13 protein-coding genes are annotated in these 11,177 nt (G+C 66.6%); 8 read left to right on the forward strand and 5 right to left on the reverse strand.

All coding sequences use genetic code 11. The annotated features are described in order from the left end of the window. Nucleotides 1–95: 95 nt before the first annotated feature. Nucleotides 96–782, forward strand: a complete 687-nt coding sequence (locus CV103_RS14675) for a patatin-like phospholipase domain-containing protein (protein ID WP_107395367.1) — start codon at nt 96–98, stop codon at nt 780–782. 113 nt (nt 783–895) lie between these two features. Here CV103_RS14675 and CV103_RS14680 read toward each other — a convergent pair whose 3' ends face one another. Then, nucleotides 896–2,392 carry an arylsulfatase gene (locus tag CV103_RS14680; protein WP_107395368.1) on the reverse strand — a complete coding sequence of 499 codons (1,497 nt, stop codon included), beginning with the start codon at nt 2,390–2,392 and terminating at the stop codon, nt 896–898. A 23-nt stretch (nt 2,393–2,415) separates the two neighbouring features. Between CV103_RS14680 and CV103_RS14685 the strand changes: the two genes are divergently transcribed. After that, nucleotides 2,416–2,766 (forward strand): EF-hand domain-containing protein, encoded by a 351-nt coding sequence (locus tag CV103_RS14685; RefSeq protein ID WP_107395369.1) that lies wholly within the window; start codon nt 2,416–2,418, stop codon nt 2,764–2,766. Nucleotides 2,767–2,773: 7 nt separating this feature from the next. On the opposite strand, the gene CV103_RS14690 is transcribed toward CV103_RS14685, so the two are convergent. Continuing rightward, nucleotides 2,774–3,448, reverse strand: coding sequence for a hypothetical protein (locus CV103_RS14690; RefSeq protein WP_015459289.1), 675 nt, complete (start codon nt 3,446–3,448; stop codon nt 2,774–2,776). A gap of 248 nt (nt 3,449–3,696) precedes the next feature. Here CV103_RS14690 and CV103_RS14695 point away from each other — a divergent pair, with 248 nt between their 5' ends. From CV103_RS14695 to CV103_RS14705, 3 genes are read left to right on the forward strand one after another with little or no spacing between them, the layout of a single operon-like run. Further along, entirely contained in the window at nt 3,697–4,230 is a 534-nt protein-coding gene (locus CV103_RS14695; RefSeq protein WP_107395370.1) for a DUF4136 domain-containing protein, read from the forward strand. A gap of 27 nt (nt 4,231–4,257) precedes the next feature. Continuing rightward, complete coding sequence (locus tag CV103_RS14700; RefSeq protein WP_015459287.1) at nt 4,258–4,737, forward strand: YidH family protein; 480 nt, start codon at nt 4,258–4,260, stop codon at nt 4,735–4,737. After that, a complete protein-coding gene (locus CV103_RS14705; RefSeq protein ID WP_245896863.1) occupies nt 4,737–5,702 on the forward strand; it encodes a formylglycine-generating enzyme family protein in 966 nt (321 codons plus the stop codon). The genes CV103_RS14700 and CV103_RS14705 overlap by 1 nt, the downstream gene beginning before the upstream one ends. A 33-nt stretch (nt 5,703–5,735) precedes the next feature. Here the strand turns inward: CV103_RS14705 and CV103_RS22510 are convergent, their stop codons facing one another. Together CV103_RS22510 and CV103_RS14715 are read right to left on the reverse strand one after the other, a co-directional pair. Beyond that, complete coding sequence (locus CV103_RS22510; protein ID WP_170112644.1) at nt 5,736–5,879, reverse strand: hypothetical protein; 144 nt, start codon at nt 5,877–5,879, stop codon at nt 5,736–5,738. Between the two features lie 352 nt (nt 5,880–6,231). Next, nucleotides 6,232–6,546 carry a UrcA family protein gene (locus CV103_RS14715; RefSeq protein ID WP_107395371.1) on the reverse strand — a complete coding sequence of 105 codons (315 nt, stop codon included), beginning with the start codon at nt 6,544–6,546 and terminating at the stop codon, nt 6,232–6,234. 316 nt (nt 6,547–6,862) lie between these two features. Between CV103_RS14715 and CV103_RS14720 the strand changes: the two genes are divergently transcribed. The 3 genes from CV103_RS14720 to CV103_RS14730 are packed head-to-tail and all read left to right on the forward strand — an operon-like array spanning nt 6,863 to nt 9,347. Further along, nucleotides 6,863–7,357: a carboxymuconolactone decarboxylase family protein gene (locus CV103_RS14720; RefSeq protein WP_107395372.1), complete on the forward strand. Its 495-nt coding sequence runs from the start codon at nt 6,863–6,865 to the stop codon at nt 7,355–7,357. Beyond that, nucleotides 7,347–7,874 carry a carboxymuconolactone decarboxylase family protein gene (locus tag CV103_RS14725; RefSeq protein ID WP_070932307.1) on the forward strand — a complete coding sequence of 176 codons (528 nt, stop codon included), beginning with the start codon at nt 7,347–7,349 and terminating at the stop codon, nt 7,872–7,874. Before CV103_RS14720 ends, CV103_RS14725 begins: the two co-directional genes overlap by 11 nt. A gap of 57 nt (nt 7,875–7,931) precedes the next feature. After that, on the forward strand, nt 7,932–9,347 hold the full coding sequence (locus CV103_RS14730) for an FAD-binding oxidoreductase (RefSeq protein ID WP_107395373.1): 1,416 nt from the start codon (nt 7,932–7,934) through the stop codon (nt 9,345–9,347). A gap of 6 nt (nt 9,348–9,353) precedes the next feature. On the opposite strand, the gene CV103_RS14735 is transcribed toward CV103_RS14730, so the two are convergent. Further along, the gene (locus CV103_RS14735) at nt 9,354–11,108 is read right to left on the reverse strand and encodes a sensor domain-containing diguanylate cyclase (RefSeq protein WP_070935423.1); all 1,755 of its coding nucleotides are present in this window, start codon (nt 11,106–11,108) and stop codon (nt 9,354–9,356) included. Between the last annotated feature and the right edge of the window lie 69 nt (nt 11,109–11,177).

Raw genomic sequence — 11,177 nt, forward strand, 5'->3', positions numbered from 1 at the left:
CCAGAATTCACCAACCGGCGCGGCCACCTATCGGCCATCAAAATTGACGCCGACCGGACTCCGTAATCGTCGCGCTACAGGATTCGACGCCGCTGATGCAGCTTGTGGAACGCTATGTCGACCAGACCATGCTGGATGCCATCGCCCGCGAATATGCCAAGGGGCGGCTGCTGCTGGTGGCCACGGCGGACCTGGACGCGCTGGAGCCGGTGATCTGGAACATGACGGCGATCGCCGCCAGCAAGAATCCCCGCGCGCCGGAGCTGTTCCGCAAGATACTCGTGGCGTCGGCGTCGATCCCCGGCGCCTTCCCACCGGTGATGATCGACGTGACCGTCGACGGCGTCCGCCACCAGGAAATGCATGTCGACGGCGGCACGATCGCGCAGGTCTTCCTCTATCCGCCGGCGGCGAAGGCCGCGCTGCACGGCCATATCGTGGCGCGCAAGCGCACGCTCTACATCATCCGCAACGCCCGGCTGGACCCAGACTGGGCAAGCGTCGAACGGCGCACCCTGCCGGTGGCCGCGCGCGCCGTCGCCTCGCTCACCCAGACGCAGGGGATAGGCGATCTCTACCGCATCTACGTGACCACGCAGCGCGACGGGATCGATTACAACCTGGCCTTCATCCCCAGCAGCTTCAACGTGCCGCACCGCCAGGAATTCGATACCGATTATATGCGCCAGCTCTTCGAGCTCGGCAGGGCGGAGGGAAGTGCGGGATATCGCTGGCAGAAATATCCGCCGGGATATGAGGCCGCCCCGATCGACCAGCGCTGACAGGCCGGATCTCCGCCGGAATCGTCAGGGCACGCACGCAACCGATACCGATCCGAACGGCAACGGGGCGAAGGCCGCTTCCGACATCCGCCCCGCCATTGCCGGATTCCCGCTCAGCTGGAACCGGCGGCCGGTTCCGACAGCTTGGCCAGGGCATCGCTGATCGTGAAGCTGCCCGGTTTCTGCACGCGGGGGAAATCCTTGAACGTCTGCACGAACTTGTCCGCCAACCCGTAGGCGCCGAACAGGATATAGTCGTGATAGAGGAACCATTCGTAATAGCTGTTCGACGTGATGTCGGCATATTCGTAGGGATCGGTCCGCAGGTTGAACAGCTTGGGCAGGCGGAGCGGGACGAAGGGCTCGGCCCAGACCTGCATGGTGCCACGCACCCGCTGCTCCATGAACACGATCTTCCAATTGTCGTAACGGACGCCCAGCACGTCACCGTCATCGCTGAAATAGAAGAACAGCTTGCGCGGGCTCTCCTCTTCCTCGCCCGTGAGGTAGGGCAGCAGGTTCACGCCATCGATGTGGTTCTTGAACGTCTTGCCATTGGCCTCGTGGCCCTTCTTCAGCTTTTCCACGACATCGGGTTCGCCCGCGATCGCCAGGAAGGTGGGCAGCCAGTCATGATGCTGGACGATGCCGTTGGCGACATGGCCGGCCTTCACCTTGCCCGGCCAGCGCACCAGCAGCGGCACGCGGAAGGCGCCTTCCCAATTGGTGTTCTTTTCGCTGCGGAACGGCGTGGTGCCGCCATCGGGCCATGAGTTGCGATGGGGGCCGTTGTCCGTCGAATACATGACGAAGGTGTCGTCGACGATACCGAGTTCATCGAGCAGATCGAGCATCTGGCCGACATTGCCGTCATGATCGATCATCGTGTCGTGATAAGGCGATTGCCAGCGGCCGGCCTGGCCCAGGCTTTCCTTCTTGGTGTGCGTGAACATGTGCATGTGGGTGGTGTTCAGCCACACGAAGAAGGGCACGCCATCGGCATGCGCCTTCTTGATGAAGGCGCGGGCATGCTTGACGAAATCGTCGTCGCAGGTTTCCATGCGCTCCTTCGTCAGAGGGCCGGTATCCTTGATCTTCTGCTTGCCGACCTTGCCCCAGCGCGGCTCCTCGGTCGTGTCGTCCTTGTCCTGCGCAAAGCAGTGGAGAACGCCGCGCGGGCCGATGGTCTTGCGGATGTTGGGGAAATCCTTTTCCGGATAATAATCGTACATCTCCGGCTCTTCCTCGGCATTCAGGTGGTAGAGATTGCCGTAGAATTCGTCGAAGCCATGCAGGGTGGGCAGAAATTCGTTGCGGTCGCCCAGATGGTTCTTGCCGAACTGGCCGGTCGCGTAGCCATGGTTCTTCAGCAGGTCCGCGATCGTGACGGTTTCCGCCTGCAGCCCTTCGCGTCCGCCCGGACGGCCGACCTTCGACAGGCCGGTGCGATAGACGCTCTGGCCGGTGATGAAGGAGGAACGGCCCGCCGTGCAGCTCTGCTCGCCATAGCTGTCGGTGAACATCGTGCCTTCCCTGGCGAGGCGATCGATATTCGGGGTCTGATACCCCATCAGGCCGTGGGAATAGCAACTGAGGTTGCTGATCCCGATATCGTCGCCCCAGGTGGGCGCAGATGCGCCAGCGCGATCCGGCGGCGGCGTTCGAGCAGGCCGATGCCGACAAGGACGGCAAGGTGACGCAGGCGGAATATGCGGCGGCGCGATCCCGCCATTTCGCCCAGCTCGACCATAATGGCGACGGCGTGGTCAGCCGGGCGGATTTCCCTCGCGCGTCCAGCCGTCCGCAGATCGCCGCCCGGCTGGACGCGATGATCGCCGAAGCCGATCTCAACAAGGACGGGCAGGTCACGCGCGAGGAACTGGCCAAGGCGCCCATGCCGATGTTCACGCGCGCGGACACCAACAAGGACGGTGCGGTGACGCAGGCCGAGATCGCGGCCCTGCGCGCGGCGCACGGGCGCTGACCGGCCATCATCCCATGGTGAGGCGCAGCGCGGGAAGCTGCAGGAGCTGGACCAGCCCGACGATGCAGGCCACCGCCGCCAGGCTGATGAGCGCCAGCCGGACCCTGGGCCGCTTGAACGTCTGGCCGATGCCGCCCAGGAACAGCGCCAGGGCCAGGATCACCGTCGCCTGGACGAAGGCGTCGCTGATATTGTTCGCCCTCTCGCCATCGGCGAACAGCCTGTCCGCCTCACGCTCCATCCGCGCGGCCTCGTTCCGCAACGGCATCGCATAGTCCGTCATCGCGAAGGGCGTGGGCGGCGCCGACAGGTTGTGGAGCGGCTTCAAGGCGATCCAGGCATCGAAGGCCGGCCGGAATGCGGGCCGGAAGCGCCGGTGGTAAAAAGCCTGCAACCTTGGCTCCTCCTGCGCCACGGCATCGAGCCATTGCGAGAAAAGGAAGAGGTCCACGGCCTCCAACTGGCCGTTCTGCATGGCAAGCCGGCTCGCCTCCACCCGGGCGGCACCGGCGCGGGTATAGGCGGCCGCTTGCTCGCCATCCCAGAGCGCCGCCTGGAAGCCTGCCCAAGAGGTCAGGAACGCCGCCACCGACAGCACCAGCGCGGCGATGATCTCGGCCAGATCCAGATGCCGTTCGTGGCGCCGCTGCGCGGCCTCGATCGTTTCGGCCTCTTCATCCATCGGGCGGGCACCCTTCACTCCTCCCCTTGCTTTTCGATTGCCCGCGCGCGCTTCGCCATCGGGGAAAACCCGTGCCGCGACCCGGCAACGTCCCGATCGTCCTCGCGGCGGGGCCGGCCTTCCCGCAGCGCCGATGGCCGCCCCGCGCCATCCGGACTGATCTCAGGCGATCTCGGTATTCTTCCCGATAGGTATGGCGGCTTCCGCTGCCCCATAATGACGACAACCGGAAGCCATGGAGGGAATCGATGGCGAAGCGTTGGTTCGGCATTGCCGTCTTGCTTGTGGCAACCGCCTGTGCATCGACCCCGCGGGTCAATTACGACTCCGATCCGACGGCGGATTTCAGCCGCTACCGATCCTATAGCTGGGTATTTTCCGGCGTTCCGCAGGGGATGAACCCGCTGCTGTTCGAACGGGTGAAGGCGTCGATCGACCGGTCGCTCGCCGCCCGATCCTTCACGCAATCGGCGAACGGCGATTTCGCCATAGCCTTCACGCTCGGCGCCCGCGACAGGGTGGAGGTGACGGATTACGGCCCTTACGGCCCCTTCTTCCCCCGCTTCGGCTATGGCTGGGGCGGATATCACGATGTCGACGTGCGCAACGTGACCGACGGCACCCTGACCATCGACATATATGACGTCGCCACGAAAAAGCCGGTCTGGCACGGCACCGCGACGCAGGAGATCAACCGGAACAAGCCCGATCCGGCGATGATCGACGTCGCGGTCGACGCGGCGCTCGCCAATTTCCCGCCGCCCCCGCCCAAGGCCCGATAGCGCCGGCCCGCCGATCGGAGACGTGATATGGACGAACCACCCGTTCCCCCCGGCGACGCTGATTCCCTGATCGGCGGCGATCCTTCGGAGGAACTTTCCTCCAATCGCACCGCGCTATCGCTTTTCCGCACGGAGATGAGCAGCGACCGCACGCTGATGTCGGTCGTCCGCACCTCGCTCTCGCTGATCGCCTTCGGCTTCACCGTCTTCCAGTTCTTCCAGACGCTGAAGGAGAATTATCTGAAGGACCAGATGATGAGCGCCGCGCCCCGCCGGTTCGGCGCGGTGCTGATCGCCATCGGCATGGTGATGCTGTGCCTGGGCCTTTATAACCATGTGCGCTCGATCAGGATGCTGCGCGAACGGCGCAACCGCCTCTATCGGCTGGGGCTGATCCACAACATGGCGCAATTCCAGCTATCGTCGACGACATTGATCGCCGGCGCCCTGCTGATCGTCGGCCTGTTCGCGATCCTGCGCGCCATCTTCCATATCGGGCCGTTCTGATGGCGACCGCCGGGGCCATGCCGGCCGTGGCCGATCGCGATATGGCCTGGATTCCCGCCGGCCGCTTCACGATGGGATCGGATGATCATTATCCCGAGGAGCGGCCGAGCCGCCCGGCCCGCGTGGACGGATTCTGGATCGACAGGATGCCGGTGACGAACGCGGCGTTCGCGCGCTTCGTGGCCGCCACCGGGCATGTGACGGTCGCGGAGACCGCCCCGGACCCGGCCGACTATCCCGGTGCGCTTCCGGAAAATCTCGTTCCGGCATCGCTGCTGTTCGTGCAGCCTTCGGCCCCGGTCGCCCTCCACGGCCCGATCACCCAATGGTGGCAATATACGGCCGGCGCGGACTGGCGGCATCCCACGGGGCCGGAAAGCAGCCTCGACGGCCTGGACGACCATCCCGTCGTCCATGTCGCGCTGGCCGATGTCGAGGCTTATGCCGCCTGGGCCGGGCTGGCGCTGCCCACGGAGGCCGAATGGGAATATGCCGCGCGCGGCGGGCTGGAAGGCGCGGAATATGCCTGGGGCGATGTCCTGATGCCCGACGGCAAGGCCATGGCGAACACCTGGCAGGGCGTGTTTCCCATGGAAAACCGGCTGGAGGACGGCTGGCTGCGCACGTCGCCGGTGGGCACCTATCCGCCGAACGGCCACGGCCTTAACGACATGATCGGCAATGTGTGGGAATGGACGGCGGATTGGTGGTCGCTCCCCGGCGCGCGGATCGCCGCCAAAAGCTGCTGCGGCGGGGATCGGCCCCGCCCGCCGACCGAGGCCGGAAGCGTGGCGCCGGGCGATCCGATCCCCATCCCCCGCCGCGTGCTGAAGGGCGGATCGCATCTCTGCGCGCCCAGCTACTGCCGGCGTTACCGGCCCGCCGCCCGGCATGCGCATCCTATCGACACGCCGACCTCCCATATCGGATTCCGTTGCGTGTATCGGGAAGGCGCGGGGGAATAGCCGCGCCCGTCGCCGGCGAGGCCGCGAGCGGATTCAGCCGATGATGTCGGCGACGATGCGGCGCAGCTCGCGCTGGGAGAGGAGCGCCGATCCGGCGGCGCGGATGGCGGGATCGTAAGCCGGCATCGGCGGCCGGCGCGTTTCGTTTCGTGCGTTCTTGTGATTGATGGTCTGCATTTCATTCCTGGGCGCGTTCGATCGCGCATCTTGGTTTATGGAAATGCCGGCGGCGGCGCCCATACGCTATCGGATGAAGCGACACGCGCGGCCTTGGGGCCACGGCATGTCTGGCGTTCCGGTGGATTGGCATGCCCCACCCAGCGGGGTTCGGGCGGCAGCCGGGTTCGGACGATCCCGGCGCATGGCGCACCATGTCGGCGCCCTGGATATGGGGGGCATCAGGCCCCGATCAACCCCCTGCCCGCCGCGCGGCGGCTAGTGGGCTGGGCATTTGCTGGGAATTACCGGGCGATGGAGCCCGCCGTTCCGGCTTTCGCAGCCGGACGGCGGGTTCGCATCAGCCGCACGATCAACGGGCGGCGAAGCGGAGATCGGACTTGGCGACGGCCATCGCCATATCGGCCTTCGCCCCTTCGATCGCCTTGGCGCGGCAGCGGGCGCTCGCCACCGTGGGGACGTTGCCCGTCCGGCCGCAGATCCGGTCGGCGGCGCGGCTGACGCGGCTCTTCAAGGTGGCGACGCCGGCATCGGTCGACAGATCGAGATCGCTGTAGGAGACCGGCTGGCTGACCGTTTCGGCGCGCAGCGGGGTGGCGGCGGCGAGGGTGATGACAGTGGCGACGATCGCACCGAAGCCGGCGAGCGAGTTGTTCTTGATGGTCATTTTCTTTCCCTTCCCTGAGTGAGGTTGCAGATGCTTTCCTACTCAGCAGGGATCGTGCCAATTTCGATTTCCCCGGAAATTCTCATATTTTTCGATTTTACCGATATGATATCCACCATCTATCGGTAAATTTCGCACATAGATGGCGAAATAAACCATCTTACGGAAATTCCCTCCATGGGCAATCCGCCATCTGTCCGGTTTCGGACAAAGGGCGGCGGCTGGCCCTGCCCCGGCGAAAGGCCGATAGTCGCGCCATGGACGATTCGATGACGGGCCAGAAGGCCATGCCGGCGTCCATGAGGAGGATTTGCCGATGACCGATGCGCCGACCAGCATCAGCCTTGACGCCCATCTCGCCATTGCGGGGCCGGCGGCCGAAAGCTTCGCCCGCCTGTGGCGGACATTGTGGCGACAGGACCACCTGCCGGCGGAATTGCTGGAACTCTGCCGCCTGACGATGGCCCGTCTCCACGGCGATGCCGGCGAGCAGGCCGCCGCCAATATCGAGCTGGGCGGCCATGCGCCCTCGCCCGGCCGGCGCGATGCCGTCCTGTCCGGCACGGCGCTGGACGATCCGGCTTTTTCGCCCGCGGACAAGGCGGTGCTGCTGTTCGCCGAATATTATTGGATGGACCCGCAATCCATCACCGATGAGGCCGCCGATGCGGTGAAGGCCCATTTCGGCGAGGCGGGGCTGGTGATGCTGATCGAGGCTTTGGGCTGCATCGACGGCCGCATCCGCGCCGCCCGCTGCCTGCGCGACCTGACGGCCGCCGCCCCTGCGAAGGAGACCGCCCATGTCGGCTAAGCCCCGCGCCACCGGCCCCGGCACCCAGACCGGCAATGTCATCCGCGACAGCGCGATGGGCCTGATCCCCGAAACGGTGGATGAGATCATCGCCCTCAACGGCCATGTCTGGCGCGACAGCCTGGTGCCGCCTTCGCTGCTGGAGATCATCCGCCTGCGCAATGCGCGCACGGTGAACTGCGTCTTCTGCAAATCGGTGCGCTATGACGTGGCCCGCCGCGACGGCCTTTCCGAGGATCGCGCCGAGATGGTGGCCGACGGCTATGAGGACAGCGCCCTTGCCCCCCGCGAAAAGGCGGCGCTGGCGCTGGCCGATGCCTATCTGAACTTCCCGGCCGGCATGGCGCCGGACGGCGCGGCGCGGCTTTCGTGCACGTTCCAGCCGGCCGAGATCGCATCGATGCTGGTGGCGCTGATGACCTTCAACTTCACCTCGCGCATGGCGGTGAGCATCGGCGGCATGCCGGAAGAACCGCTGCCGATCACCGAAGTCTCCCTCGCCATATCGACAAGCTGAGCGGGGCACGGCGACGCGGCGTTTCCATGGCCGGGGATCGGGTATAAGCGACCCATCATGTCGATCGAATCCGAAGCCCGGCCGCGCGCCGATTTCGAAGCGGGATTGGCCGCGCTGGCGGAGCTGCTGGGCGAGCGCTTCACGCGCAACGCCGCGATCCGCGAGCAGCACGGCAAGGCCGAGACCTATCATGCCGCCAGGACGCCGGATGCGGTGATCTTCCCGCGATCGACCGAAGAGGTGGCGGCGGCGGTGGCCATCTGCGCGCGCCATGCCATCCCCATCATCGCTTATGGCGCGGGCACGTCGCTGGAGGGCAATATCACCGCCATCCACGGCGGCGTCTGCTTCGATATGACCGGCATGAACCGGATCGTCACGGTGAACGAGGCCGACCTCGACTGCACGGTGGAAGCCGGCGTGACCCGCGAGGAGCTGAACCTGCACCTGCGCGACAAGGGGCTGTTCTTTCCGATCGATCCCGGCGCGAACGCCACGCTGGGCGGCATGGCATCGACGCGCGCGTCGGGCACCAACGCCGTGCGCTACGGCACGATGCGCGAGAATGTGCTGGCGCTGAAGGTGGTGACGCCGGAAGGCCGGATCATCACCACTGCCGGGCGGGCGCGCAAGTCCGCCGCCGGTTACGACCTGACCCGGCTGTTCGTGGGATCGGAAGGCACGCTGGGCATCGCGACCGAGGTGACGCTGCGCCTTTACGGCATCCCCGAAACCATCTCGGCGGCGGTGTGCCCGTTCGAGAGCCTGCAGGGCGCCGTCGACACCGTCGTCCAGGCGATCCAGCTCGGCGTGCCGATGGCGCGGATCGAATTGCTGGACGACGTGCAGATCGACGCGGTGAACCGCTGGGCCGGCACCGGGCTTGCAGTGCGGAACACCCTGTTCTTCGAATTCCACGGCAGCGAGGCGCATGTGCGCGAGCAGGTGGAGACGGTGCGCGCGATCAGCGCCGACAATGGCGGCGGCGATTTCAGCTGGGCCTCCACCACCGAGGAGCGCAATCGCCTGTGGAAGGCGCGGCACCAGGCTTATTATGCCGCGCTTAACCTGCGGCCGGGATCGACGGGCTGGTCCACCGACGTGTGCGTGCCGATCAGCCGCCTGGCCGAATGCATCGTCGCGACCAAGGCCGATCTGGCCGGCATCGCCATGCCCGCGCCGATCGTCGGCCATGTCGGCGACGGCAATTTCCACGTCACCTTCGTGCTCGATCCCGAACGGCCGGAGGAGTTCGCCGAGGCCCGCCGCATCAATGCCCGGCTGGTGGAGCGCGCGCTGGCGATGGGCGGCACCTGCACCGGCGAACATGGCGTGGGGCTGGGCAAGATCGACTGGCTGGAGGCGGAGCATGGCGAGGCCGTGGAGCTGATGCGGCGGATCAAGCGCGCCATCGATCCCGCCAACATCATGAACCCCGGCAAGATCCTGCGCCTGCCGCCCGATCCGGCCTGAAGCCGGTCAGGCCCGGCGCGCGGGCCGTGGCGGAAGCGCGGTGCGGCCGGAGGCGTGGATGACCACGCGGTTGCGGCCGCCGCGCTTCGCCTCATACAGCGCCTCGTCCGCAAGGCGGTAGAGCAGCGGGAAGCTCGTCGCAGCACCGGTATCGGCAAGGCCGATGCTGACGGTGACGGGCATGTCGGCGGGCAGCAGCCCGTCATAGCCCTGGCCGGCGATGCCGATCCGCACGCGATCGGCGAATTCGGCCAGCGGCCGGCCGGCCAGCCCGCGAACGATCAGCACGAATTCCTCGCCGCCCAGCCGGCCGGCCGTGCAGATGTCGCCCTCCCACTGCCGCAAGCGATCGGCGATGCGGCGCAGCACCCTGTCGCCCACATCGTGCCCGAAATGATCGTTGACCGCCTTGAAGCGATCGACATCGATCAGGAGCAGCCCGAAGGCGATATTCTCCCGCTCCGCAAGTGCCAGCGCCTCGCCGGCGGCGGCGATGAAGCCGCGACGGTTGAGAAGGCCGGTCAGCGAATCGCGGCGGGCCAGCTCATCCAGCTCCGCCTGTGCGGCCTGCGCGGCGTCCCGCTCGATGCGGAGCCGCGCGAGGCGGCGGGTGATCGCGAAGGACAGCCATATCGTCTGGAAAGCGGATGCCATCAGCACCGCGATCTGCGCGCCGCCGCCCAGCAGCCGATCGTTGAGGTCCAAAAGCTGGGTGGCCCCCAGGGTCGCCATCGGCACCGCCCAGGCAAGCGCGAAATCGCGCGCCTCCACGCTGCCGCGCCGCCAGGCGGTGACGATCGCGGCCGTGACCGCCAGCAGATCCGCGATGATGAGAACGCCCAATATCTGCCCGATCGGCTCGATCGCGGGGCCGACGGCGAAGGCCGCCGGCAACCCGACCAGCGCCACCGCCGCGCCCAGCAGGAGAACGCCGATGCGCAGAGCGCGGGGAAGCAGCGACCGTTCGAGCGAGGTGACCGCGCTTGCGGTTGCGCAGGCGATCGCCAACGTCGAAAGGAAGGTGCAGATCTGCGAGGAAAGCGTGCCCGCGATGCCCGGCACCACCAGCAGCGCCAGCTGCGACCAGATCAGGCCCCAGATGAAGACGCAGGCCGCCCAGGCCCCGTGCCAGGCGATGAACTGCCGGCGCACGCCATGCGCCAGCGACAGGTTGTAGATCGTGCCGAGCAGCAGCAGCGTGAGCGCGCCGCCGATCAGCGGACCGACGAGCGTGCCCTCGCGGTCGGCCTCGCTCCCCGGCATCAGCCGCGCCCGCAGCAGATCGTGGCTCGCCAGCCGATCGAAGCGCATGGTGAGCGACGCCACGGGCACGTCCCGATCGGGCAGGCGGAAGACGATCTGGCCGCCATCGCGCCAATGCGTGCCGAAATCGCCGCGCGCGACCCCGAATGTCCGGACCGCGCCGTCCGCATAGGTGGAAAATATCGTAAGGCGATCGAAGCGGGTAAGATGGACCAGCAGGGCGAGATCATCGCCGGCCGATCGGGCCTGCACCGGCATGTGCAGCCAGAGCGTGCCGGCCTGATAGCCGCGCGGCCGGCCGTGGCACCGATAATCCGCCGGGGACGGCATCTCCGCGCCGGGATCCTCCGGCGTGACGACGTAACAGAGCGGCGCGCCGATCTTCAGCGAATCGACCGCGCCATGCGCGAACGGGGCGAATCCGCACAGCAGGAAGATGGCGATAACGGCGCCGGCCAGCCCCCTGATGCCCCTTCTCCCGCTCTGATGCCCTAGCATTCCCATGATCTTTCGGATCATATCTGTCTAGAATGATCAAAGTTTTACCAATGATGGCAGGGCTTTGCC

The organism is Edaphosphingomonas fennica (assembly GCF_003034225.1).
Taxonomy (GTDB): Bacteria; Pseudomonadota; Alphaproteobacteria; order Sphingomonadales; family Sphingomonadaceae; genus Sphingomonas_E; species Sphingomonas_E fennica.